The organism is Streptomyces sp. NPDC006529 (assembly GCF_040611795.1).
GTDB lineage: Bacteria > Actinomycetota > Actinomycetes > Streptomycetales > Streptomycetaceae > Streptomyces.
The window spans coordinates 82,028-105,164 of record NZ_JBEXPB010000021.1 but is presented as its reverse complement, the minus strand read 5'-3'; the positions used below and the strand labels follow the sequence as shown (position 1 = coordinate 105,164).

General features: G+C 72.9%; 23 protein-coding genes. 6 read left to right on the top strand and 17 right to left on the bottom strand.

Annotated features, from left to right (window positions below; all coding sequences use genetic code 11):
- Positions 1 to 209 precede the first annotated feature (209 nt).
- Positions 210 to 914 carry a TerB family tellurite resistance protein gene (locus tag ABZY31_RS17135; protein ID WP_356410749.1) on the bottom strand — a complete coding sequence of 235 codons (705 nt, stop codon included), beginning with the start codon at positions 912 to 914 and terminating at the stop codon, positions 210 to 212.
- Positions 915 to 1,252: 338 nt separating this feature from the next.
- Entirely contained in the window at positions 1,253 to 3,025 is a 1,773-nt protein-coding gene (gene leuA, locus ABZY31_RS17130; RefSeq protein ID WP_356410746.1) for a 2-isopropylmalate synthase, read from the bottom strand.
- Between the two features lie 363 nt (positions 3,026 to 3,388).
- On the opposite strand from leuA, the gene ABZY31_RS17125 reads away from it, so the two are divergent.
- From ABZY31_RS17125 to ABZY31_RS17115, 3 genes are all read left to right on the top strand, one after another.
- Entirely contained in the window at positions 3,389 to 4,465 is a 1,077-nt protein-coding gene (locus tag ABZY31_RS17125; RefSeq protein WP_356410743.1) for a M4 family metallopeptidase, read from the top strand.
- A gap of 18 nt (positions 4,466 to 4,483) precedes the next feature.
- Positions 4,484 to 4,753, top strand: a complete 270-nt coding sequence (locus ABZY31_RS17120; protein WP_356410740.1) for a protealysin inhibitor emfourin — start codon at positions 4,484 to 4,486, stop codon at positions 4,751 to 4,753.
- 215 nt (positions 4,754 to 4,968) lie between these two features.
- Complete coding sequence (locus tag ABZY31_RS17115; RefSeq protein WP_356410737.1) at positions 4,969 to 5,649, top strand: class I SAM-dependent methyltransferase; 681 nt, start codon at positions 4,969 to 4,971, stop codon at positions 5,647 to 5,649.
- A gap of 36 nt (positions 5,650 to 5,685) precedes the next feature.
- On the opposite strand, the gene era is transcribed toward ABZY31_RS17115, so the two are convergent.
- The 3 genes from era to ABZY31_RS17100 form a co-directional block, all read right to left on the bottom strand.
- Positions 5,686 to 6,627 carry a GTPase Era gene (gene era / locus ABZY31_RS17110; protein WP_356410734.1) on the bottom strand — a complete coding sequence of 314 codons (942 nt, stop codon included), beginning with the start codon at positions 6,625 to 6,627 and terminating at the stop codon, positions 5,686 to 5,688.
- A gap of 121 nt (positions 6,628 to 6,748) precedes the next feature.
- The gene (locus tag ABZY31_RS17105) at positions 6,749 to 7,876 is read right to left on the bottom strand and encodes a beta-xylosidase (RefSeq protein WP_356410731.1); all 1,128 of its coding nucleotides are present in this window, start codon (positions 7,874 to 7,876) and stop codon (positions 6,749 to 6,751) included.
- Positions 7,877 to 7,936: 60 nt separating this feature from the next.
- The gene (locus tag ABZY31_RS17100; protein WP_356410728.1) at positions 7,937 to 8,983 is read right to left on the bottom strand and encodes a helix-turn-helix domain-containing protein; all 1,047 of its coding nucleotides are present in this window, start codon (positions 8,981 to 8,983) and stop codon (positions 7,937 to 7,939) included.
- A gap of 70 nt (positions 8,984 to 9,053) precedes the next feature.
- Here ABZY31_RS17100 and ABZY31_RS17095 point away from each other — a divergent pair, with 70 nt between their 5' ends.
- A complete protein-coding gene (locus tag ABZY31_RS17095) occupies positions 9,054 to 10,385 on the top strand; it encodes an MFS transporter (protein ID WP_356410725.1) in 1,332 nt (443 codons plus the stop codon).
- A gap of 34 nt (positions 10,386 to 10,419) precedes the next feature.
- On the opposite strand, the gene ABZY31_RS17090 is transcribed toward ABZY31_RS17095, so the two are convergent.
- The 12 genes from ABZY31_RS17090 to hrcA all read right to left on the bottom strand — a co-directional run bounded on the left by ABZY31_RS17090 (position 10,420) and on the right by hrcA (position 21,272).
- Positions 10,420 to 10,791 carry a cytidine deaminase gene (locus tag ABZY31_RS17090; RefSeq protein WP_356410722.1) on the bottom strand — a complete coding sequence of 124 codons (372 nt, stop codon included), beginning with the start codon at positions 10,789 to 10,791 and terminating at the stop codon, positions 10,420 to 10,422.
- 210 nt (positions 10,792 to 11,001) lie between these two features.
- A complete protein-coding gene (locus tag ABZY31_RS17085) occupies positions 11,002 to 11,355 on the bottom strand; it encodes an MmcQ/YjbR family DNA-binding protein (protein ID WP_356410719.1) in 354 nt (117 codons plus the stop codon).
- Entirely contained in the window at positions 11,352 to 12,656 is a 1,305-nt protein-coding gene (locus ABZY31_RS17080) for a hemolysin family protein (protein WP_356410716.1), read from the bottom strand. Before ABZY31_RS17080 ends, ABZY31_RS17085 begins: the two co-directional genes overlap by 4 nt.
- The gene (ybeY, locus tag ABZY31_RS17075; protein WP_356410713.1) at positions 12,653 to 13,150 is read right to left on the bottom strand and encodes an rRNA maturation RNase YbeY; all 498 of its coding nucleotides are present in this window, start codon (positions 13,148 to 13,150) and stop codon (positions 12,653 to 12,655) included. Before ybeY ends, ABZY31_RS17080 begins: the two co-directional genes overlap by 4 nt.
- Before the next feature lie 12 nt (positions 13,151 to 13,162).
- The gene (locus ABZY31_RS17070) at positions 13,163 to 14,191 is read right to left on the bottom strand and encodes a PhoH family protein (RefSeq protein WP_356410710.1); all 1,029 of its coding nucleotides are present in this window, start codon (positions 14,189 to 14,191) and stop codon (positions 13,163 to 13,165) included.
- Between the two features lie 149 nt (positions 14,192 to 14,340).
- Complete coding sequence (locus tag ABZY31_RS17065) at positions 14,341 to 15,492, bottom strand: PfkB family carbohydrate kinase (RefSeq protein ID WP_356410708.1); 1,152 nt, start codon at positions 15,490 to 15,492, stop codon at positions 14,341 to 14,343.
- 174 nt (positions 15,493 to 15,666) lie between these two features.
- Complete coding sequence (locus tag ABZY31_RS17060) at positions 15,667 to 16,572, bottom strand: ribonuclease Z (protein WP_356410705.1); 906 nt, start codon at positions 16,570 to 16,572, stop codon at positions 15,667 to 15,669.
- A 2-nt stretch (positions 16,573 to 16,574) separates the two neighbouring features.
- Complete coding sequence (locus tag ABZY31_RS17055; protein WP_356410702.1) at positions 16,575 to 16,934, bottom strand: histidine triad nucleotide-binding protein; 360 nt, start codon at positions 16,932 to 16,934, stop codon at positions 16,575 to 16,577.
- 231 nt (positions 16,935 to 17,165) lie between these two features.
- The gene (locus ABZY31_RS17050; protein ID WP_356410699.1) at positions 17,166 to 17,909 is read right to left on the bottom strand and encodes a 16S rRNA (uracil(1498)-N(3))-methyltransferase; all 744 of its coding nucleotides are present in this window, start codon (positions 17,907 to 17,909) and stop codon (positions 17,166 to 17,168) included.
- The gene (locus ABZY31_RS17045; protein WP_356410697.1) at positions 17,906 to 19,006 is read right to left on the bottom strand and encodes a nitronate monooxygenase; all 1,101 of its coding nucleotides are present in this window, start codon (positions 19,004 to 19,006) and stop codon (positions 17,906 to 17,908) included. Before ABZY31_RS17045 ends, ABZY31_RS17050 begins: the two co-directional genes overlap by 4 nt.
- Positions 19,007 to 19,118: 112 nt before the next feature.
- Entirely contained in the window at positions 19,119 to 20,255 is a 1,137-nt protein-coding gene (gene dnaJ, locus ABZY31_RS17040) for a molecular chaperone DnaJ (protein WP_356410694.1), read from the bottom strand.
- Positions 20,256 to 21,272: a heat-inducible transcriptional repressor HrcA gene (gene hrcA, locus ABZY31_RS17035; RefSeq protein WP_356410691.1), complete on the bottom strand. Its 1,017-nt coding sequence runs from the start codon at positions 21,270 to 21,272 to the stop codon at positions 20,256 to 20,258.
- Positions 21,273 to 21,491: 219 nt separating this feature from the next.
- Here hrcA and ABZY31_RS17030 point away from each other — a divergent pair, with 219 nt between their 5' ends.
- Both ABZY31_RS17030 and ABZY31_RS17025 read left to right on the top strand, forming a co-directional pair.
- Positions 21,492 to 22,217, top strand: a complete 726-nt coding sequence (locus ABZY31_RS17030; RefSeq protein WP_356410689.1) for an MBL fold metallo-hydrolase — start codon at positions 21,492 to 21,494, stop codon at positions 22,215 to 22,217.
- Between the two features lie 28 nt (positions 22,218 to 22,245).
- Positions 22,246 to 23,046 (top strand): DUF3097 domain-containing protein, encoded by an 801-nt coding sequence (locus ABZY31_RS17025; protein WP_356410686.1) that lies wholly within the window; start codon positions 22,246 to 22,248, stop codon positions 23,044 to 23,046.
- Positions 23,047 to 23,137 lie beyond the last annotated feature (91 nt).

The following is a 23,137-nucleotide window of genomic DNA, read 5'->3' as shown; positions in this document are numbered from 1 at the left end:
GTGGCCGCAGGCCATCGCGCAGCGACGCGACCGCAGGGAGCGCTCTTGACAGGACGCCCCGGCACGGGAAGACAGTTGAACTGACGGGCAGCCCCCGGAGCATCACCGACCCCGGACGCACGAAGCGAAACCCATGAGCGGCGCAGCCGCTCCCCGGCGCAGCCGCTCCCCGGCGCAGCCGCTCCCCGGCGCAGCCGGGCCCCCCTACCTCACCAGGACCCCGCCGCCCCCACCCCCGCCAGCAGGCTCGATACCTCGTCCGCGTCCAGGCGCAGGGTGGCGCCGATCGTGGTCAGGACCTCGCGTTCGGCCGGGATGTACGGGCCGTCCGCGAGGGCTACGCGCGCGGCCTGGAGCAGCAGCGAGGCGCGGCCCGGGCCGGCCAGGTGCGGGGCCAGGGGGTCCAGTACCTCGTGGAGCTCGATGGACAGGGCGGCCCCGCAGCACTCCGGGCCGTCGTAGAGGCCCAGGCGGCCCTCGTCGGTGGCCAGGGCCTCCACGAGGGACTCCAGCTGCTCCTCCGTGCAGTCCTGGAAGCCCGCGGCCCGTACGGCCGACACGGCGGCCTCCAGGGCGCTGCGCGAGGACGTGCCGCCCGCCGCCAGGACCGCGAGGGTGACCGTGTGGACGGCGTCCCGCAGCATCGCCGTGAAGCGGGTGGTGGTGGGGTGGTCGAGCACGTCGGTGTCGTAGCGGTCGCGGCAGGCGGCGCACTCGACCACCGGGCCGACGCTTCCGCGCGGCAGCAGCGGTACGCCGAGCACGGTGAGCCGCCGACGGCCCGTCCGCCGACGGTAGTTGCGGTCACCACCGCAGCCCGGGCAGAAGAAGTCCCCGTCGCCCACGGTGTTCCAGGTGGTACGGATGCCCCACGCCGACAGCTTCCGGCCGGTCCCGCCCCGAACTGGCAGCACGTTCGCACCTCCGTAACGGTCCGGCAACATCGCCGGGTTGGCGTGATGTTAGCCACATCGGTGAGCATGCGTCAGTCGTGTGACAAGACAACATCGGTCGAGTCCGCGAGTTGGCCGAAGTGCGCCCCCGCCACCGCGCCCGGAATACCCGTCGTTTTCCGCCCGAACCATCCCTCGTACGAGGGACGCGGCCACCCTGACGCAGCCGCGCCGGACCGCGCCGGGACGCGCGTGTCGGCGTACGCCGCGGCCCCGCCCTCGCGAACGAGGAGCGGGGCCGTGGCGCCGGATCTACGGCGGTGTTGCCGGACCGTGTACGGAAGCCGGAGCCGGCGCCGTCAGCGTCCCGCCCTGTTGACGGCCGAGATGACGGCCTTCAGGGAGGCGCGGGTGGTGTTCGCGTCGATGCCGATGCCCCACAGGACGCGGCCGTCGATGGCGCACTCGATGTACGAGGCGGCCTGGGCGGAGGCGCCCTCGCTCATCGTGTGCTCGGTGTAGTCCAGCAGGCGGGCGTCGATGCCGACGTCGGCCAGTGCGGCGAAGAAGGCCGAGATCGGACCGTTGCCGGTGCCTTCCAGTACGGTCTCGACTCCGTCGACGATCGCCTCGACGGTCAGCTTGTCGACGCCGTCCTTGTCGGTGGTCGTCTGGCCGGAGCGCAGCTGGATGCGGCCCCAGCGGGCGTCCGCGTTCTCCCGGTTGGGCAGGTACTCGTCCTCGAAGATGGACCAGATCGCCTTCGGCGTGACCTCGCCGCCCTCGGCGTCGGTCTTGGCCTGGATGATCCGCGAGAACTCGATCTGCATCCGGCGCGGCAGGTCCAGCTTGTGCTCGTTCTTCAGGACGTACGCGATTCCGCCCTTGCCGGACTGCGAGTTGACCCGGATGACCGCCTCGTAGGAGCGGCCGACGTCCTTCGGGTCGATCGGCAGGTAGGGCACCGCCCACTCGATGTCGTCGACGGTCTTGCCCCGGGCGGCCGCGTCGGCCTCCATGGCGTCGAAGCCCTTCTTGATGGCGTCCTGGTGGGAGCCGGAGAAGGAGGTGTAGACCAGGTCGCCCGCGTAGGGGTGGCGCGGGTGGACCTCCATCTGGTTGCAGTACTCGGAGGTGCGGCGGATCTCGTCGATCTGGGAGAAATCCAGTTCCGGGTCCACGCCCTGGGAGAACAGGTTCATGCCCAGCGTGACCAGGTCGACGTTGCCGGTGCGCTCGCCCTGCCCGAACAGGCAGCCCTCGACGCGGTCGGCGCCGGCCATGACGGCCAGTTCGGCGGCGGCGACGGCGGTGCCGCGGTCGTTGTGGGGGTGGACGGAGATGCAGACGAAGGGGCGGCGGGTCAGGTTGCGGGCCATCCACTCGAAGCGGTCCGCGTGGGTCGAGGGCGTGGAGCGCTCGATCGTCGCGGGCAGGTTCAGGATGATCTCGCGGCCCTCGCCCGGCTGCCACACGTCGCAGACGGCCTCGCAGACCTCCAGGGCGAAGTCCAGCTCCGTGTCCGTGAAGATCTCAGGGCTGTACTGGTAGCCGAAGACGGTCTCGTCGCCCAGGATCTTGTCGGCGTAGTCCATGACCAGGCGGGTGCCGTCGACGGCGATCTGCTTGATCTGCTCCTTGGAGCCGCGGAAGACGACCCGGCGGAAGGTCGGCGCGGTGGCGTTGTACAGGTGCACGGTGGCGCGCTTGGCGCCGACCAGCGATTCGACGGTCCGCTCGATCAGGTCCTCGCGGGCCTGGGTCAGTACGGAGATGGTCACGTCGTCCGGGATCGCGCCCTCTTCGATGATGGAGCGCACGAAGTTGAAGTCGGTGTCGCCGGAGGAGGGGAAGCCGACCTCGATCTCCTTGAAGCCCATGCGCACCAGCAGGTCGAACATCTCGCGCTTGCGGGCGGGGCTCATCGGGTCGATCAGGGCCTGGTTGCCGTCGCGCAGGTCGGTGGACAGCCAGCGGGGCGCCTTGGTGATGCGGGCGTCCGGCCACGTGCGGTCGGGGATGTCCACCTGCTCGTACGCGCCGTACTTGTGGATCGGCATGCCGGAGGGGCGCTGCGTGTGCGTGGCGTTGGTGAGGGGGGTGGGTCGTCCCGCAAAAGTGTGCTGAGTCATGGCGTAGGGCTCCTCGCGTGTCCACGTGATGTTCGCTGGGACGGCCGACAGGCAGTAAAACCGCAACACCGGACTCCGCGGGGAGGGGGTCGGCCTACGACTACAGGCCCTCGCCGCGGCAGCTAAGGAGAAGCAGCCCAAAACGCATGATGGCCGCACCTTAGCCCAGCCGCGCGGCTGCGCGGGGACCTGTTTCAGTATGCAAGACCATGCAGTCCGTTTTGTACCTCTTGTGAGTTAAGACTCCCTTGTCCGCGCGAGGTCCGGGCGATCCGTCAACCTCGCTCCCGCGGGTTTCAGACAGTCGAATGAATCATGGTTGCAGCTAGTGACACTGGCATGACCCAGTGCCACATTGCCGCCATGGATGCCACGCGTCACCACCCCGCTCACCACCCCGTCTTCTGCACGATCGTGCCGCCCCACGTTCTCGACCGGATCGCCCGCTCCGAGGACACCCGCCGCGCCGACCTCGCGCAGCGCACCCTCGAACACGACGCGCTCCAGCGCACCCGGCGCCGCCTCAACACCGTCCGCGGCATCGCCCCGGCCCTCGACGCCCCGGTCTCCGACACCCCGGCGCGCACGATCTACGACGCCGAGCACCACACCCGGCTGCCCGGCAGGAAGGTCCGCGCCGAAGGCGGGCCGCTGCACAAGGACGCCTCCGTCAACCGCGCCTACGCCGGGCTCGGCTCCACCTTCGAGCTGTACCTGAAGGCGTTCGGACGCCACTCGATCGACGGCTCGGGCCTGCCCCTGCACGCGAGCGTCCACTACGGCGAGGCCTACAACAACGCCTTCTGGGACGGCACCCAGATGGTCTTCGGGGACGGCGACGGCGACCTGTTCCTCGACTTCACCGTGTCGGTGGACGTCATCGGGCACGAGCTGACCCACGGCGTCACCCAGTACACGGCCAACCTGGAGTACTACGGCCAGTCCGGCGCCCTCAACGAGTCGATGTCGGACGTCTTCGGCTCGCTCATCAAGCAGTACTCCCTGGACCAGACGGCGCAGGACGCCGACTGGCTGATCGGCGCGGGGCTGCTCGGGCCGAACGTCAGCGGGGTCGCCCTGCGCTCCATGAAGGCTCCCGGCACCGCCTACGACGACGACGAGCTGGGCCGGGACCCGCAGCCCGCGACGATGGACGGCTACGTGAAGACGAGCGGGGACAACGGCGGCGTCCACATCAACTCCGGCATCCCGAACCACGCCTTCTACCTGGCCGCCACCGAACTCGGCGGCAAGGCCTGGGAGCGGGCCGGGCAGGTCTGGTACGACACCCTGACCGGCGGCGAACTGGCCAAGGACGCGAGTTTCGCGGACTTCGCGCGGCTGTCGGTGGCCGCGGCGGCCACCCGCTTCGGGTCCGGCGGCGCCGAGCACGAGGCGCTCGTGAAGGCGTGGTCCCAGGTGGGTGTGCCGACCTCCTAGAGCCGGTAGACAGGTCCCATGCGGATTCTTGTGGTGCGGACCGGCGGCTTCGCGGGCATCGAGCGCCGGGTGGAGATCGACACGTCGGGCCTGCCCGACGAGGCGGAATGGCAGGCCCTGGCCCAGCTCGCGCTGCGGCCGGGACCGCCGCGGCCGTCGAGCGACGGGGTGCGGGACGGATTCTCGTACCGGATCACGGTCGACGGGCGGACGGTGCAGTGCCGGGACCCGCACCTGTCCGACGCGCAGCGCCAGTTGATCATGCGGGTCCTCAAGGAAGGCGCCTGACGGTGGCCGAAAACAGCTCCTCGCCGCGGGCCGCCGAGAAAGCCCGCGGACTGCACGCCCATGCGGCGGAAGGAGCCGCGTAACCGGGCGGCTCTGGGGCGCTTTTGCCGAAGCGGCAACAAACGTTGGCCCGGGCGCGGGGGCGGGCGCAGCATCGGGAGGGCAGGCAGTCATCCCCCGGGCGCCCGGCGCCCGTACGGCAGGAAGAGGTCCCCATGCCCGAGCAGACGCACGCGCACGCCCCGGCACGGCCGCAGGACGGCCCGGCTCCCGGGACCGCCACGGGCGCGGAGTTCTGGGACGCCCGCTACCGGGAGAGCGAGCGGATCTGGTCCGGGAACGCGAACGCGGTCCTGGTCCGGGAGATCGAGGGCGTCACGCCGGGCCGCGCCCTGGACCTCGGCAGCGGCGAGGGCGGCGACGCCGTCTGGCTGGCCCGCCGGGGCTGGCGGGTCACCGCCACGGACATCTCCGCCGTCGCCCTGGAGCGGGCCGCCGCGCACGCCGCCGAGGCGGGCGTCGGCGACCGGATCGACTGGCAGCGCCACGACCTGGCGGAGTCGTTCCCGGCCGGGGAGTTCGACCTCGTCACGGCGAGCTTCCTGCACTCCTACGGCGACTTCCCGCGCGAGCGGATCCTGCGCACGGCCGCCGCTTCGGTCGCCCCCGGCGGCATCCTGCTGATCGTGGGCCACGCGGGCTGGGCCGACTGGCAGGAGAACACGCACCCCGAGGTCCGCTTCCCGACGCCGGAGCAGGTCGTGGCGGAACTGGAGCTGCCCGAGGGCGCCTGGGAGGTGCTCCTGGCCGAGGAGCACGAACGGGCCCAGGACCGGCCTGACGGCCGGCCCGGGACCCGGACGGACAACGCGGTGAAGGTGCGGCGGCTGCGGTAGCCCCCGGCGGACCGGAGCGCGGCGGCCGCGCCCGGCTCAGAAGCCGAGCTTGCGCAGCTGCTTCGGGTCGCGCTGCCAGTCCTTCGCGACCTTCACGTGCAGGTCGAGGAAGACCGGGGTGCCGAGCAGCGCCTCGATGTGCTTGCGCGACTTCATCCCGACCTCCTTCAGGCGGGAGCCCTTCGGGCCGATGATGATGCCCTTCTGGCTCGGCCGCTCGATGTAGACGTTCGCGTGGATGTCCAGCAGCGGGCGGTCGGCCGGACGGTTCTCGCGCGGGATCATCTCCTCGACGACCACGGCGATGGAGTGCGGCAGCTCGTCGCGCACGCCCTCCAGCGCGGCCTCGCGGATCAGCTCGGCCACCATGACCATCTCGGGCTCGTCGGTGAGGTCGCCCTCCGGGTACAGCGGCGGGCTCTCCGGGAGCAGCGGGGCGATCAGGTCGGCCAGCAGCTGGACCTGGCTGTCGCCCACCGCGGAGACGGGGACGATCTCGGCCCACTCGAAGCCCAGCTCGGCGCCGAGCTGGTGGAGGGCGAGCAGCTGCTCGGCGAGCGCCTTGGACTCGACCAGGTCGGTCTTCGTCACGATGGCGATCTTGGGGGTCTTCTTGATCCCCGCGAGTTCCTTGGCGATGAACTTGTCGCCGGGGCCGAGCTTCTGGTCGGCCGGGACGCAGAAGCCGATGACGTCTACCTCGGACCAGGTGGCCCGTACGACGTCGTTCAGCCGCTCACCCAGCAGGGTGCGCGGCTTGTGCAGACCGGGGGTGTCGACCAGGACGAGCTGCGCGTCCGGGCGGTGCACGATGCCCCGGACCGTGTGGCGGGTGGTCTGCGGCCGGTTGGAGGTGATCGCGACCTTGGTACCCACGAGTGCGTTGGTCAGGGTCGACTTGCCCGCGTTGGGACGGCCGACGAAGCATGCGAAGCCCGCGCGGTGCGGGGCGGTGGGCTCGGGGGAACGATCGCTCATACGGGCCATTCTCCCCGATGCGGCTCCCAGCGCCGACCAGGCCACGGCGAGCAGGGCGAGCGCACCCGCCGAGGGGGCCCCGAGCCGGGGGTGCGCGGCGTACCCGGGGCGCGCCCGCCTCTCACGACAGGGTCAGGGTCAGGACGGCCGTGTAGCCGCCCGGCCGGGTGTACGGCGGCACCCGGAGGGTGACGGTCGCGTCCACGGTGAACGTCCCGCCCCCCGCCGCGGCCGGGGCCCGGGCGAGGACCGCCCCCTCCGGCCCCACCACCCCGGCACTCCCCGCGACGCACGTGCCCCGGCTCCCGGGCGTCGTCACGCACACCGGCGTCCAGCTCAGCTCGGCCCCGGGGATCCGGACCCCGCCCGGTCCGGTGAAGTCGGTGACCGTGCCGGTCAGAGTCCAGCCCGCCGGGCCACCCCGCAGGTCCGTGACGGTGACCGTGCCGATCCGGCCGGGGGCCGCGCCCCCGCCGAACGGGATCGCGCCGAGCGCGATCGACGCGCCCGCCTGCGTCATCGACAGCGCCCCGGACTGCACCGTCGCCGTCACCTTCCGCACCCCGGCCGCCGGCGGGGCGGGCTCGATGGCCGTGTACGCGCCCGGGGCTCCGGACGCGCCGCCGGGGGCGCCGGCGCGCGGGTGCGCGGCTGGGAGCGGGCTCGCCGTGAGCCGTCCGGCGACCGTCGGGGGCTCCCCCGCGGCGGGCGCGCAGCGGGTGTCGAGGTCGAGCAGGTGCCGGGTGTGCAGGGTGTAGGCGCCGGGGGCGAAGGAGGTCTCGCCCGGAGCGGTGACGGTGAAGGTGCCGGTCATGGTGACGTCCGGGAGGGCGGCGCCCGCCGGGACGGGGTCGTTGCGCGCGGTTCCGGCCACGGTGACCGCGCCCTGCTGCGCCCCGGCCAGCAGGATCACGGCGGTGGGGGTGAGTACGTCGGCGGGCAGCTCGGTGGTCAGCGGGTTCGGGGCCGGGGTCGCGGCCACCCGGTAGGTGACGGTGACGGTGTCGCCGACCCGGGGCGCCGGGTCGTCCACGGTGAGCTCGGCGGTGGTGGGGCCGTCGGCGGGCGGCAGCCCGCTCTGTGGCGGCGGCACGCAGCGGGTGGGGAAGGCGACCCGGCCCGCCGGGGCCGGTTCCCCGTCCTCGGCGGCGGCGGGTGCGCCGGACGTGCCGCCCGCCGCGGCGGCGAGGACGGCCAGGCCGACGGCCGCCGACCGGCCCCGGTACCTGCTCCGCGTCCCTCTGCGCACCGCGACACCCCCGCTGTCCACCTCGGCAGGGGGCCATTCACGAGCGGTCGGCGGCAGATGTCAAGGTCGCGGCCGGACCTCATCTGATGGCCCATCAGGTACCGGCAGCGTCGCGCGGAAGGTCCGCCGGTACGCCGTCGGGCTCACCCCGAGCGCCGCCCGTACGTGCTTGCGCAGCGACTGGGCATGGCCGAACCCCGCCTCCCGGGCCACCTGTTCCATCGGCATCTCCGTGCGCTCCAGCAGCTGGCGGGCCCGTTCCACCCGCTGCATGAGGATCCACTGCCCGGGGCTGACCCCGGATTCCTCGCGGAAGCGGCGGGTGAAGGTCCGTACCGACATCGCCTCTTGGCGGGCCAGTTCGGTCAGCCGCACCGGCTCGTGCAGCCGGTCCATGACCCAGGCGCGGGCCGCCGCCGTGCTGGCGAGGTGCGGTCGCGGCACCGGCCGCTCGATGAACTGCGCCTGGCCGCCCTCCCGGTGGGGCGGCACGACCGTGCGCCGGGCCACGTCGTTGGCCACGGCCGCGCCGTGGTCGCAGCGCACGATGTGCAGGCACAGGTCGATCCCGGCGGCCACCCCGGCGGAGGTCAGCACGTCCCCGTCGTCCGTGTACAGCACCTCGGGGTCGACCAGGACGGCGGGGAAGAGCCGCTGGAAGTGCTCGGCGGAGGCCCAGTGCGTGGTGGCGCGGCGGCCGTCGAGGAATCCGGCCGCCGCCAGGACGTACCCGCCCGTGCAGATGGCGACGAGGCGGGTGCCGGGCCGCAGATGGGCGAGTGCCGCGCGGAGTTCGGGGGTGAGGCGCCCCTCGTCGTAGACCGGGCCCAGCTCGTAGGAGGCGGGCACGACCACCGTGTCGGCGGTGGCCAGCAGCTCCGGCCCGTGCGCGACGTCGATCGCGAAGTCGGCGTCGGTCTGGACCGGGCCGGGCGCGAGGGCGCAGGTGAGGATCTCGTACAGCGGCCGGCCCGCCGGGTCCTTGGCGCGGCCGAAGATCCGGTGCGGAATGCCCAGCTCGAAGGGCAGCAGCCCGGTCAGGGCGAGGACGACCACACGGTGGGGCCGCGCCGGCGGCGGGGCGGAGGTACGGGCCCGATCGGTCATGGCCCGATCGTAGCGACACGTGTCGTTCAGGCCACTGGATCACCGGTCCCCGGCGCCGGAGGCTGTCCCTGTGACCCAGACAGCACCGCTCCCCGGCGCCACCCCCGACGCCCCCTCTCCCGCTCCGGCCCCGCGCCCCGTCGGGCGCGTCCACCGCGCCTGGTCCGTCGCCGCCGTCACGTTCGTGACGATCATCGGCGCGGCCGCCTTCGCCTCCCTGCCCGGCCTGCTCCTCGACCCGCTGCACAAGGAGTTCGACTGGTCGCGCGGCACGATCGGCTTCGCCGTCTCCGTCAACCTCGCCCTGTACGGACTGACCGCGCCCTTCGCCGCCGCGCTGATGGACCGCTACGGCATCCGCCGGGTCGTCGTCGCCGCGCTCCTGGTGATCTCCGGCGGCACGGCGGCCACGGTGTGGATGACCGCGTCCTGGCAGCTGGTGCTCTTCTGGGGCGTGCTGGTGGGGCTGGGCAGCGGCTCGATGGCGCTGGCCTTCGCGGCGACCGTGACCAACCGCTGGTTCGCCGCCCGGCGCGGCCTGGTCACCGGCATCCTCACCGCGGCGGGCGCCTCGGGTCAGCTGGTCTTCCTGCCGCTGCTCGCCTGGCTGGTGGAGCACCACGGCTGGCGCCCGGCGGCGGTCACCGTCGCGCTGGCCGCGCTGGCCGTCGTACCGTTCGTCTGGCTGCTGCTGCGCGACCACCCGGCGGACGTGGGCCTCGCCCCGTACGGCGGCGAGTACGCCCCCAAGCCGGCCCCCGTGCCGGGCGCCGCCCGCCGGACGCTCACCGTGCTCTTCAAGGCTGCCCGCACCGGCCCCTTCTGGCTGCTCGCCGGGACCTTCGCGATCTGCGGCGCCTCCACCAACGGCCTGGTCAAGACGCACTTCGTGCCCGCGGCGCACGATCACGGGATGCCGGTGACGGCGGCGGCAGGGCTGCTGGCGGTGATCGGCGTGTTCGACGTGATCGGCACGGTGGCCTCCGGCTGGTTCACCGACCGCTTCGAGCCCCGCCGCCTGCTCGCGGTGTACTACGCGCTGCGCGGGGTCTCGCTGCTCTTCCTGCCGATGCTACTGGCGCCCTCGGTGCACCCGCCGATGGTCTTCTTCATCGTCTTCTACGGCCTGGACTGGGTCGCGACCGTCCCGCCGACGATCGCGTTGTGCCGGGAGCGGTACGGCGAGGACAGCGCGATCGTCTTCGGCTGGGTGCTGGCCTCGCACCAGGTGGGCGCGGCGCTGGTGGCGTTCCTGGCCGGCCTCTCCCGGGACGCCTTCGGCTCGTACGACCCCGTCTGGTACGCGTCGGGCGCGCTGTGCGCGGTGGCCGCGCTGATGGCGATGGTCATCCGGCGCCGCCGCGAACCGGTCGGCCCGGTCACGGCCGCGGCCGCCGCCTGACCGGTCCGGCGCGCGCCGGGCGGGCGGCCCCGGCTCAGCCCGCCGTGGTGGTGGAGCGCAGGGTGCCGTCGGGGGCGGCGAGCAGGACCGGCGTGGCGGGCCCGCCGAGGTCGCGGACGGCGGCGCGGTCGGCCTCGCTCACGCTGTCGGCCGCGCTGACCACGGCGGCGGCCTCCAGCGAGCCGGCCCCGCTGGCCACGGCCATCGCGACGGCGGTCCGCAGCGCGCTGAGCTTCAGCGACTCCAGCTCGACGGTCCCGGCGACGTAGGTGCGGCCCGTCTCGTCCCGCACCGCCGCGCCCTCGGACACCCCGTTGCGGGCCCGGGCGCTGCGCGCCAGCGTGATGATCTTGGTGTCCTCGGGGCCGAGCGCGGCGCCGGCGGTGTCGTGATCGCTGTCCGTCATGCCGGAAAGCATAGGAGCGCCTCGGCGGGGCCGTACAACGGCCCCGCCGAGGCGCTCTCCCCTCCATGCCCACCCCCGGCCCCCGGCACGGGGTCCCGGCCAGCAGGAACGGATCTTGCTTGGCGGATGCAAACCTAAACGTAAAGCGGGGAATCGCACCCGCCCGGAGACCGGGAAAATATGTGACCTTGATCCCAGGCCGCCCCGGCCTCAGGGCCGGTCGAGCCGCAGCCGCTCCGCCCGCGGCAGCCCCGCCACCACCAGGTCGTACGAGTCCTCGATCAGCTCCTTGACCATCGCGTCCGGGAGCCCGCCCACGGTCACCGTGTTCCAGTGCCGCTTGTTCATGTGCCAGCCCGGCTCGATCGCCCCGTACTCGGCACGCAACCGGACCGCGGCCTCCGGTTCGCACTTGAGATTCACCTTCAGCGGGTCCCCGTCGAGCGCCGAGAGCGCGAAGACCTTGCCCAGCACCTTGAAGACCGAGGTCTCCGGGTTGAAGGGGAACTCCTCCGCCACCGCGTTGAATTGAAGGCAGAAGGCGCGCAGCTCGGCGGGCGTCATACGGTCTCCCCCTCGGCGGCCGGCGCCGGCCGGACCGGCTCGACCAGTACGGTGACGATCTTGTTCCGGCGGCCCGCCGGGGATTCGGCGGTCAGCCGCAGCGAGCGGCCGTCGGGCAGGTCCTGGAGCGCGGACGCGCCCGCGATGGGCACCCGGCCCAGCGCCTTGGCGAGCAGTCCGCCGACCGTTTCCACGTCCTCGTCGTCGAAGTCCTCCACCCCGAACAGCTCGCCGAGGTCGGTGATGTCGAGACGGGCCGTCACCCGGTAGCGGTCGTCGCCGAGTTCCTCGACGGGCGGCAGCTCGCGGTCGTACTCGTCGGTGATCTCGCCGACGATCTCCTCCAGGATGTCCTCGATGGTGACGATCCCGGCCGTGCCGCCGTACTCGTCGATGACGACGGCGACGTGGTTGCGCACCTGCTGCATCTCGCGCAGCAGGTCGCCCGCGTTCTTCGTGTCGGGCACGAAGACCGCCGGACGCATGGCGGTGGTGACGAGTCCGGACTCGGCCTCGCGGCTGACGTGCGTCTTGCGGACCAGGTCCTTGAGGTAGACGATGCCGACGATGTCGTCCTCGTTCTCCCCCGTCACCGGGATCCGCGAGAACCCCGACCGCAGCGCGAGCGTGGTCGCCTGACGGATCGTCTTGTACCGCTCGATGCAGATCAGGTCGGTGCGCGGCACCATCACCTCGCGCACCAGGGTGTCGCCGAGTTCGAAGACCTGGTGCACCATCCGGCGCTCGTCGTCCTCGATCAGCGACTCCTTCTCCGCCAGGTCCACCATCGCGCGCAGCTCGGCCTCGGAGGCGAACGGCCCCTTGCGGAAGCCCTTCCCGGGGGTCAGCGCGTTGCCGATGAGGATGAGCAGCTGCGGAATGGGGCCCATCACCCGGGCCAGCGGCACCAGGACGTACGCCGCCGCGGTCGCGGTGTTCAGCGGGTGCTGGCGGCCGATCGTGCGGGGGGAGACGCCCACCGCGACGAAGGAGACCAGCACCATGACGGCGATGGCGGTGCCCAGCGCCCGCCAGTTGTCGCCGAGGGAGTCGAGGCACACGTAAGTGACCATGACGCCCGCCGCCATCTCGCAGGTGACCCGCACCAGCAGCGCCACGTTGAGGTAGCGGGTCGGGTCGCCGGCGACCTGGGCGAGCTTGGCGCTGCCGCGCCGTCCCGCCCGTACGGCCTGTTCGGCGCGGAAACTGGACATGCGGGCGATCCCGGACTCGGCGCAGGCCGCGAACCAGGCCACCACGACCAGCAGGACCGCCCCGGTGATCAGCTGGGGGGCGGTCACGAGACGGTGGGGGCGGGAGAGGCGCCGGTCATCCCGCGCTCGCCCCGCCAGCCGTCCACGATGGCCGCCTGGAGGCCGAACATCTCGGCCTTCTCGTCGGGCTCCTCGTGGTCGTAGCCGAGCAGGTGCAGCACCCCGTGGACGGTGAGGAGCTGGAGCTCCTCGTCCATGGAGTGCTGCGTCGGGGCTTCCTCGCCCTGCTTCTTGGCGACCTCGGGGCACAGCACGATGTCACCGAGGAGCCCCTGCGGGGGCTCCTCGTCGTCCTTCGACGGCGGACGCAGCTCGTCCATCGGGAAGGACATGACGTCGGTGGGTCCGGGCAGGTCCATCCACTGGATGTGCAACTGCTCCATCGCGGCCTCGTCGACCACGATGACGGACAGCTCGGACAGCGGGTGGATCCTCATCCGGGCGAGCGCGTAGCGGGCGATGTCGAGGATCGCCTGCTCGTCGACATCGGTTCCGGACTCGTTGTTGACGTCGATCGACATGGTGCTTCTGGGCTACTTCCCGTTGTGGCTGTCGTACTGCTCGTACGCGTCGACGATACGGCCGACGAGCTTGTGCCGGACGACATCCTCGGAGGTGAGCCGCGAGAAGTGGATGTCCGGGACCCCTTCGAGGATGTCCTGGACCTGACGCAGCCCGCTCTTGCTCCCGCCCGGGAGGTCGACCTGGGTCACGTCACCGGTGACGACGATCTTCGAATCGAACCCGAGCCGGGTCAGGAACATCTTCATCTGCTCGGGGGTGGTGTTCTGCGCCTCGTCGAGCACGACGAAAGCCTCATTGAGCGTCCTACCGCGCATGTAGGCCAGCGGTGCGACCTCGATCGTGCCCGCCGCCATCAGGCGCGGGATCGAGTCGGGGTCGATCATGTCGTGCAGCGCGTCGTAGAGCGGGCGCAGGTAGGGGTCGATCTTGTCGAAGAGGGTGCCCGGCAGGAAACCGAGGCGTTCGCCCGCCTCGACGGCGGGGCGGGTCAGGATGATCCGGCTGACCTGCTTGGACTGCAGGGCCTGGACCGCCTTGGCCATCGCCAGGTAGGTCTTGCCGGTACCGGCGGGGCCGATGCCGAAGACGATCGTGTTCTTGTCGATCGCGTCGACGTACCGCTTCTGGTTGAGGGTCTTGGGACGGATGGTGCGGCCACGGCTGGAGAGGATGTTCTGGGTCAGCACCTCGGCCGGGGTCTCCTCGCCGCCCTGGCCCTCGGGGCCCGCGCCATTGGCGCGGAGCATCGCGATCGACCGTTCCACTGCGTCCTCCGTCATCGGCAGTCCGGTGCGGAGCACCAGCATCATCTCGTCGAAAAGGCGCTGGACGAGGGCGACCTCCGCCGCGTCGCCGACCGCGCTTACCTGGTTGCCGCGGACGTGGATGTCCGTGGCGGGGAACGCCCGCTCGATCACGCGCAAGAGGGCGTCTCCCGATCCGAGCACCGTCACCATCGGGTGCGTGGCCGGAACGGTGAAGTGGGCTCGTGCCTGCCCCGGCAGTGCGGGGGTGCGGGCTGTCGGTGTCTGAGTCATGGGCCGGCTCTGAGGCCTGCACATACCTCCCGTCGAGGGGTCTCGCCGATCGACGACCCTCTGGATTACCAAGCGTACGACTTGCCGCCCGGTTGCCCGAAGGGATTTCCCCGCTCCGCCGCCCGCCGTGGCAGGTCACGGCCCGGCCGCTACGCGGAGTGGCGGAAGCCGATCGTGGGCACCGCGCGCCGCCGGACCCCGGCCCGCCGCGCTTCCGCGGCGGCCTCGGCGGCGTCCGCGGGCAGCAGGTCGTCCAGGAACCCGTAGTGCCGCAGCCCCTCGGGGACCCCGCCCGGGCGCGCCCGCAGCCCGTGCCACCAGTGGGCCACCTCCGTCCAGCCGGGCGCGGACAGGGAGCCGCCGAACTCCTGCACCGACAGGGCCGCGGTCAGGCCCGCGAAGGCCAGCCGGTCCGCGAGCGGCCAGCCGGCGAGGGTGCCGGTGACGAACCCCGCCACGTACACGTCTCCGGCGCCCGTGGGATCCAGGGCCTCCACCTCGATCGCCGGGACCTCGGCGCTCTCCCCGGTCCGCCCGTCCACCGCGTACGAGCCCTGCGCGCCCATGGTCACCACTGCGATCGGCACCCGCTCGGCCAGCGCCCGGGCCGCCACCCGGGGGCAGTCCGTACCGGTGTAGCGCACCGCCTCGGCAGCGTTCGGCAGGAAGGCCTCGCAGTGCTCCAGGTCGGCCAGGGCGGCCAGGTCCCAGCGCCCGCTCTCGTCCCAGCCGACGTCCGCGAAGACCCGGGCCCCGCGGCGGGCAGCCGCCGCGATCCACTCCTCGCGGCGCCCCGGGGCCAGCGAGGCGACCGCGGCCCTGGCCCGGGGCGGGCAGTCCGGGATGGGGTCGGAACCGGCTCCGGGGGGCGCCTCGTGGCCGTGCGAGACCATGGTGCGCTCGCCCTCGTAGGCCATCGAGACGGTGACCGGCGAATGCCAGCCGGGAATCCGGCGCGACATCGCCAGGTCGATGCCCTCGCCCTGCTCCAGCGCGTCCCAGCAGTACTCGCCGTAGTGGTCGTCGCCGAAGGCCGCGGCCAGCGAGGTGTGCAGCCCCAGCCGGGCCAGCGCGGTCGCCATGTTGGCGACTCCCCCGGGGCTCGAACCCATGCCGCGCGCCCAGGACTCCGTACCGCGCACGGGGGCCGAGTCGAGGCCGGTGAAGATGATGTCGAGGAAGACCGTGCCGGTCAGGAAGACGTCGCAGTCCGGGTCGCGGGGCGAGCGGAGCCCGCCGAGCGGGTCGATCTGTTCGCCGTCGGCTCTGTTCCGGCTCGGACGGCTGTTCCGACTGGTCACGGCGTGTTCCCCGTTTCGTGCGCGGCGTGGAGGATCCGGAAAGCCGCCGGCCCTGCCCGGGCCGGACCGGCGCACCACACAGTGTGTCCCAGATCACCGGAGGAACGCTCTTCTCCTCCCCGCGGTGCGGTTGCCGACGGTCGGCGGGGGCGGGTGCCGGTCTCCGGCGGCCTCCTATCCGCGCTTGGGCAGCGGGACCCGGACGAGGTCGGCGGCGATGGTCAGCTCGCCGTCGAAACCGGCGGCGCGGGCCTCGCGTTCGAAGTCGGCCGGGTCGGTGTAGCGCTGCGAGAAGTGCGTCAGGACGAGGTGGCGGACCCCGGCCGCGCGGGCGACGCGGGCGGCCTGGGCGGCCGTCAGGTGTCCGTGGTCCGTGGCGAGGCGTTCGTCGGCGTCCAGGAAGGTGGACTCGATGACCAGCATGTCGCAGCCCTCGGCGAGGGCCTCGACGCCGGGGCAGAGCCGGGTGTCCATGACGAAGGCGAAGCGCTGGCCCGGCTTGTGCTCGCTGACCTCGTCGAGGGTGACGCCGTTCAGCTCGCCGTCGCGGCGGAGCCGGCCGACGTCGGGGCCCTTGATGCCGTGGCGGGCCAGCAGCTCGGGGACCATGCGGCGTCCGTCGGGCTCGGCGATCCGGTACCCGAAGGATTCCACCGGGTGCGAGAGCAGCCGGGCCTCCAGGGTGTACGCCGGCCCGTTCGCCAGCACCCCGTCCGCGGCCACCGGGGCCTCGGTCAGCGCGACCGTCTCGCGGTAGGCGGTGGCGTACCGCAGGCGGTCGAAGAACTTCTGCCCGGAGGCCGGGTAGTGGGCGGTGACGGGGTGCGGGACCTGGTCGAGGTTGATCCGCTGGATCACGCCCGCGAGGCCGAGGCTGTGGTCGCCGTGGAAGTGGGTGACGCAGATCCGGTTGATGTCGTGGGCGGCGACCCCGGCCCGCAGCATCTGGCGCTGGGTGCCCTCGCCCGGGTCGAAGAGGATGCCCTCGCCGTCCCAGCGCAGGAGGTAGCCGTTGTGGTTGCGGTGGCGCGTGGGCACCTGACTGGCGGTGCCCAGCACCACGAACTCCCGTACGGACACGGCTATCCCGGGGGCCATTCGAGACCGCGGCCACCGAGCACGTGCGCGTGCGCGTGGAAGACGGTCTGGCCGGCGCCCGCGCCGGTGTTGAAGATGAGCCGGTAGCCGGAGTCGGCGACCTTCTCCTGCGCGGCGACCTCACCGGCGGCGCGCAGCACGTCCGCGGCGACGGCGGGCTCGGCGGCGGCGAGGGAGGCGGCGTCGGGGTGGTGGACCTTGGGGATGACGAGGACGTGCGTCGGGGCCTGGGGGTTTATGTCCCGGAAGGCGAGGGTCGTGTCGGTCTCGTAAACGACGGTCGCGGGGATCTCCCCCTTGACGATCTTGCAGAACAGGCAGTCAGCCTGCGGTTCCCCGCCCATAGCGGCGCCTCCATACCGTTGATCGACTCCCCGCATCGTAACGTTCCCCCGGCGGGGCGGACGCGCCCCGGCCAACTCCAGGCTGCCCGGCAGACGCAGCCCAGCCGACTCCAGCCCGCCCGGCGATTGAGGGCCCGCCGGAGGCACCGCGAGACGCGCGCCCGGCACCTGCCTCCGGCAGCGCCTCAAACGCCGGCGAGGCTGAGATTGCCCAGCGGGGCTGGAGGCGGCCTACGACCAGCGGCCCGTGCGGGACAGGAGGACGGCGGTGGCGGCGGTGCCGGCGGTGGAGGTGCGCAGCACGGACCGCCCCAGGCGGTACGGCTTCGCCCCCGCCTCCGCGAAGACGGCCAGCTCCTCCGGCGAGACCCCGCCCTCCGGCCCGACCACGAGCACGATCTCCCCCGCCCCCGGCAGCTCCGCCGTGGCCAGCGCCGCGGACCCGGCGTCCCGGTCCTCGTGCAGCACCATCGCCAGGTCCGCCCCGGCCAGCAGCGCGGCGACCTGCTTCGTCGACATGGCCTCGGCCACCTCCGGGAACCGCACCCGGCGGGACTGCTTCCCGGCCTCCCGCGCGGTGGCCCGCCACTTCCCCAGCGCCTTGGCCCCCCGCTCCCCGCGCCACTGCGTGATGCACCGGGACGCCTGCCACGGCACCACCGCGTCGACCCCGGTCTCGGTCATCGTCTCGACGGCCAGCTCGCCCCGGTCGCCCTTCGGCAGCGCCTGGACCACGGTGATCCGTACCGCCGGCTCCGGCTCCTCGTGGACCGCGTCCACCGCCACGACCAGCCGGTCCTTGCCCTCCGCCGCCTTGACCACGGCGTCGGCCCAGCGGCCCCGGCCGTCCGCGAGGACCACCGCCTCGCCGGGGTTCAGCCGCTTCACGGACACCGCGTGGCGGCCTTCGGGCCCGTCCAGGACGAACTCCGGCCCCGCGGGGACCTCTTCCACCACGAACACGGGGGCGGTCATGACGCACTCCTCAGTTTCAGCATCCGCAACGCGCGCTGCGCTTCGGCCAGTTCGGCCGCCAGTACTTCCACCAGCTGCCCGGCGGGCAGGGGTCTCGCCAGCCGGTGGCCCTGGCCCGCCCACAGCGCCATGCCCTGCGGGTCCCCGGCCGCCGCCGCGGCCTTGCGCAGGCCGGCGGTCAGGTGGTGGACCTGGGGGTAGGCGGCGGGCGCGTACGGCCCGTGCTCCCGCATGAACCGGTTGACCAGCCCCCGCGCGGGCCGCCCGGAGAAGGCCCGGGTGAGTTCGGTGTGCGGGAAGAGCGGGTCGGTCAGCGCCCTCTTGTGCAGCGGGTCGGCGCCCGACTCGGGGCAGGCCAGGAAGGCCGTGCCGAGCTGCGCCGCCTCCGCGCCGGCGGCGATCACGGCGGCGATCTGCGAGCCCCGCATGAGGCCGCCCGCGGCGGTGATCGGGAGCGCGACCGCTTCCCGTACCTGCCCGACCAGCGCCAGCAGGCCGACGCCCGCGGTGCCGTCGGTGTGCGGATCGTCGCGGTGCGTGCCCTGGTGGCCGCCCGCCTCGATGCCCTGGACGCAGATGCCGTCGGCGCCCGCGGCCTGCGCGGTACGGGCCTCCTCGACGGAGGTCACGGTGACCACGCTGCGGGTACCGGCCCGGCGCAGGGCGGTCAGCACCTCGGCCGGAGGGCAGCCGAAGGTGAAGGAGACCACGGGGACGGGGTCTTCGAGGAGGATCGCGAGTTTGGCTTCGTAGCCGTCGTCGTAGGTGCCGACGGTGTCCTCGGGGGCGATCGAGACGTCGTACCAGCTCGCCTCTCCGGCGAGCTGCCCCCGGTAGGCCTCGATGGCGGCGGGGTCGGCCGAGGCGGCCGAAGCCGTCTGCGGCACGAAGAGGTTGACGCCGAAGGGGCGGCGGGTCAGCCCGCGCGTCCGTTTGATCTCCTGGTACATGCCGTCGGCCGTTTTGTAGCCGCCGGCCAGGAAGCCCAGCCCGCCCGCCTCGCTCACGACGGCGGCCAGCGGCGGACAGGATCCGCCGCCCGCCATCGGGGCCTGCACGATCGGGTACTGGTGAAGACCGTTCGGTGCGGAGGACATGCCCAGCATCGTGCCATGTCCCCCGCACCAGACCGAATCACGCGAGACGCCCGGCGCAGTCCGGTTGCCCGGCCCGCAGGGCGCCCGCGCGGGGCGCCCTCAGGCGGGGTGGTCAGCGCCCGTTGAACGCGTCCTTCAGGCGGCTGAAGAGGCCCTGCTGCCCGGGCTGGAACTGGCCGGTGGGCCGTTCCTCGCCGCGCAGCTTGGCCAGCTGGCGCAGCAGGTCCTCCTGCTGCGCGTCCAGCTTGTTCGGGGTCATGACCTCGACGTGGACGATCAGGTCGCCCCGGCCGCCGCCGCGCAGGTGCGTGACGCCGCGGCCGTGGAGCGGGATGGACTGGCCCGACTGGGTGCCGGGGCGGACGTCCACCTCTTCCATGCCGTCCAGGGTCTCCAGCGGGCACTTCGTGCCCAGGGAGGCCGCCGTCATCGGGATGGTGACCGTGCAGTGCAGGTCGTCGCCGCGTCGCTGGAAGGTGCTGTGCGGCAGCTCGTGGATCTCGACGTAGAGGTCGCCGGCGGGGCCGCCGCCGGGGCCGACCTCGCCCTCGCCCGCGAGCTGGATGCGGGTGCCGTTCTCGACGCCGGCCGGGATCTTGACCGTGAGGGTGCGGCGGGAGCGGACCCGGCCGTCGCCCGCGCACTCGGGGCACGGGGTGGGGACCACGGTGCCGAAGCCCTGGCACTGCGGGCAGGGGCGCGAGGTCATGACCTGGCCCAGGAAGGACCGGGTGACCTGCGAGACCTCGCCGCGGCCGCGGCACATGTCGCACGTCTGCGCCGAGGTGCCGGGAGCGGCGCCCTCACCGGAGCAGGTGGTGCAGACGATGGCCGTGTCGACCTGGATGTCCTTGGTCGTCCCGAAGGCCGCCTCGTCGAGTTCCAGGTCGAGGCGGATCATGGCGTCCTGGCCGCGGCGGGTCCGCGAGCGCGGTCCGCGCTGCGAGGCCTGGCCGAAGAAGGCGTCCATGATGTCCGAGAAGTTGCCGAAGCCCCCGGCTCCGAACCCGCCCGCGCCGCCGCCGCCCGAGTTGGACAGCGGGTCGCCGCCGAGGTCGTAGACCTGCTTCTTCTGCGGGTCCGAGAGCACCTCGTAGGCCGCGTTGATCTCCTTGAAGCGCTCCTGCGTCTTCGGGTCCGGATTCACGTCCGGGTGGAGTTCACGCGCGAGGCGCCGGAAGGCCTTCTTGATCTCGTCCTGGGAAGCGTCGCGGCGCACGCCGAGTACGGCGTAGTAGTCCGTGGCCACTTACGACTCCGCCAGGATCTGTCCGACGTAACGTGCCACTGCGCGTACCGCTCCCATCGTTCCGGGGTAGTCCATGCGGGTCGGTCCGACCACGCCGAGTTTGGCGACTGCTTCGCCGCCCGAACCGTAACCGACCGAGACGACCGACGTGGAGTTCAGCCCCTCGTAGGCGTTCTCGTGCCCGATCCGTACGGCCATTCCCGACTCGTTGGCCTCGCCCAGCAGCTTGAGGAGCACGACCTGCTCCTCCAGCGCTTCGAGCACCGGCCTGATCGTCAGGGGGAAATCGTGGCCGAAGCGGGTGAGATTGGCGGTTCCGCCGATCATCAGCCGTTCTTCGGCGTCCTCCACGAGGCATTCGAGGAGGGTCGCGAGGACGGTGGAGACCGTCGCCCGGTCCTCGGTCTCGAAGGACTCGGGGAGGTCCTGCACCAGCGGCGGCACGTCGGTGAACCGGCGGCCGACGATCCGGCTGTTGAGCCGCGCCCGCAGGTCCGCGAGCGAGGTCTCCCCGAAGGGCGTCAGGCAGTCGACGAGCCGCTGCTCGACCCGGCCGGTGTCCGTGATCAGGACGAGCATCAGGCGGGCCGGGGCCAGCGAGAGGAGCTCGACGTGCCGGACGGTGGAGCGGGTCAGGCTCGGGTACTGGACGACGGCGACCTGCCGGGTGAGCTGCGCGAGCAGCCGCACCGTGCGGCCGACCACGTCGTCGAGGTCGACGGCGCCGTCGAGGAAGTTCTGGATGGCCCGCCGCTCGGGGCTGGACAGGGGTTTGACGCCCGCCAGCTTGTCGACGAAGAGGCGGTAGCCCTTGTCCGTGGGGATGCGCCCCGCGCTGGTGTGGGGCTGGGCGATGTAGCCCTCTTCCTCCAGCACGGCCATGTCGTTGCGCACGGTGGCGGGCGAGACGCCGAGCCGGTGCCGCTCGGTGAGCGCCTTGGAGCCGACCGGCTCCTCCGTCCCGACGTAGTCCTGGACGATGGCGCGCAGCACTTCGAGTCTGCGTTCGCTGAGCATCGCGCACACCTCCGTCTGTGATGCCTGTTGCCGTACTGCCCCTGCCCGGACGGGCTGGTCACCGGGTTCTCGTGGTGAGTGCCGCTGGCACTCGCGGACGGCGAGTGCCAGAGATCCCCCGGTCAGTGTACGGCGGGTACGTACGGCGATAGCAAGGGCCGCCCCTCGCGGCCCGCAAAGGTACCGCGCGGGGAGCGGCCGCTCGACTAGCGTCGCGGCATGGACATCGGTTGGGAAGACGCGGGGTGGGAACGGCTGACGGCGAGGTCCGGGCGGCTGCGGCTGCCGGTGTGGGACTGCACCGCGGGGCTGGTGGTGGGCGATGACGCGGTCCTGCTGATCGACCCGGGATCCTCGCTGCCGGAGGGGGCCGGGCTGCGGGCGGCGGCGGAGCGGATGACGGGCCGCCGGGTGACGCATCTCGCATTCACGCACGCCCATTTCGATCACGTGCTGGGCTCGGCGGCGTTCCCGGAGGCCGAGGTGTTCGGCGCGGTGGGGCTGGACGCGCTGCTGGACACGGGGCGCGAGGAGCTGTGCGAGGACGCGGTGCGCCAGGGGCTGGCGCGGGCCGAGGCCGTCGAGGCGGCGCGGGCGCTGCTGCTCCCGCGGCACCTGGTGTCGGGCGAGTGGACCCTGGAGCTGGGTGGGCTGCAGGTGCTGCTGGCCAACGTCGGGCCCGGGCACAGCGGGCACGATCTGGCGGTGTGCGTGCCGGGCGAGCGGGAGGTGGTCTTCTGCGGGGACCTGGTCGAGGAGTCCGGTGAACCCCAGGCCGGGCCCGACGCGGTGCCGGGGCAGTGGCCCGCGGCCCTGGACCGGCTGCTCTCGCTGGGTGGGGACGACGCGCTGTACGTACCCGGTCACGGCGCGGTGGTCGACGCGGGCTTCGTGCGTGCGCAACGCGACACACTGGCCCGGCGGTTCGGCGTGTCGCGTGCGTGAGGGCGCCGGGCCTCCTAGCGTCGGCCGGATGCGTGAGTACTCGCCCGACCTGACCCCCGCGTGGAAGCGCCCCCGCCCCGTCCCGGAGGTCCCCGCGGACCCGAACCTGGTGGTCGAAGAGGCCGGTACGGGCTTCTGCGGCGCCGTGGTCGGCTGCGAGGCGGGCACGGTGACCCTGGAGGACCGTTTCGGCAAGCGGCGGGTGTTCCCCATGGAACCGCGCGGCTTCCTGCTGGAGGGGGCCGTGGTGACCCTGGTGCGCCCTTCCCGGGCCCCGGCGGCCCCCGCGCGCACGGCGTCGGGGTCGATCGCGGTCCCGGGGGCGCGGGCGCGGGTGGCGCGGGCGGGCCGGATCTACGTCGAGGGGCGCCACGACGCCGAACTGGTCGAGCGGGTGTGGGGCGACGACCTGCGCATCGAGGGCGTGGTGGTGGAGTACCTGGAGGGCATCGACGACCTCCCGGCGATCGTGGCGGAGTTCGCCCCGGGGCCGGACGCCCGCCTCGGCGTCCTGGTCGACCACCTGGTGCCCGGCTCGAAGGAGTCGCGCATCGCGGCCGTGGTGACCTCGCCGGACGTCCTGGTCGCGGGCCACCCGTACGTCGACGTCTGGCAAGCGGTCAAACCGTCCGCCCTGTCCATCCCGGCCTGGCCGGTGGTCCCCCGGGGCCAGGACTGGAAGACGGGCATCTGCCGCGCCCTGGGCTGGCCCGAGAACACGGGCGCCGCCTGGCAGCACATCCTCTCCCGCGTCCACACCTACCAGGACCTGGAACCGGCCCTCCTGGGCCGCGTGGAAGAACTGATCGACTTCGTCACGGCCCCCTGACCCCGCGCGGCCCAGGTCACGGCCCGGCCCCGCCCGCCCATCCAGCTCGCTGACCTACCCCGCCCGCACGTCCAGCTCGCCGACGTGCCAC

Bases quoted from the DNA above. Each gene is read 5' to 3' on its own strand.
- ABZY31_RS17055 (WP_356410702.1), bottom strand. From the start codon at position 16,934: ATGGGCGGGGAACCGCAGGCTGACTGCCTGTTCTGCAAGATCGTCAAG.
- ABZY31_RS17125 (WP_356410743.1), top strand. From the start codon at position 3,389: ATGGATGCCACGCGTCACCACCCCGCTCACCACCCCGTCTTCTGCACG.
- ABZY31_RS17085 (WP_356410719.1), bottom strand. From the start codon at position 11,355: ATGACGCCCGCCGAGCTGCGCGCCTTCTGCCTTCAATTCAACGCGGTG.
- ABZY31_RS17025 (WP_356410686.1), top strand. From the start codon at position 22,246: ATGCGTGAGTACTCGCCCGACCTGACCCCCGCGTGGAAGCGCCCCCGC.
- ABZY31_RS17045 (WP_356410697.1), bottom strand. From the start codon at position 19,006: ATGTCCTCCGCACCGAACGGTCTTCACCAGTACCCGATCGTGCAGGCC.
- hrcA (WP_356410691.1), bottom strand. From the start codon at position 21,272: ATGCTCAGCGAACGCAGACTCGAAGTGCTGCGCGCCATCGTCCAGGAC.
- ABZY31_RS17090 (WP_356410722.1), bottom strand. From the start codon at position 10,791: ATGACGGACAGCGATCACGACACCGCCGGCGCCGCGCTCGGCCCCGAG.
- ABZY31_RS17030 (WP_356410689.1), top strand. From the start codon at position 21,492: ATGGACATCGGTTGGGAAGACGCGGGGTGGGAACGGCTGACGGCGAGG.
- ABZY31_RS17070 (WP_356410710.1), bottom strand. From the start codon at position 14,191: ATGACTCAGACACCGACAGCCCGCACCCCCGCACTGCCGGGGCAGGCA.
- ABZY31_RS17120 (WP_356410740.1), top strand. From the start codon at position 4,484: ATGCGGATTCTTGTGGTGCGGACCGGCGGCTTCGCGGGCATCGAGCGC.
- ABZY31_RS17050 (WP_356410699.1), bottom strand. From the start codon at position 17,909: ATGACCGCCCCCGTGTTCGTGGTGGAAGAGGTCCCCGCGGGGCCGGAG.
- ABZY31_RS17100 (WP_356410728.1), bottom strand. From the start codon at position 8,983: ATGACCGATCGGGCCCGTACCTCCGCCCCGCCGCCGGCGCGGCCCCAC.
- ybeY (WP_356410713.1), bottom strand. From the start codon at position 13,150: ATGTCGATCGACGTCAACAACGAGTCCGGAACCGATGTCGACGAGCAG.
- era (WP_356410734.1), bottom strand. From the start codon at position 6,627: ATGAGCGATCGTTCCCCCGAGCCCACCGCCCCGCACCGCGCGGGCTTC.
- leuA (WP_356410746.1), bottom strand. From the start codon at position 3,025: ATGACTCAGCACACTTTTGCGGGACGACCCACCCCCCTCACCAACGCC.
- ABZY31_RS17115 (WP_356410737.1), top strand. From the start codon at position 4,969: ATGCCCGAGCAGACGCACGCGCACGCCCCGGCACGGCCGCAGGACGGC.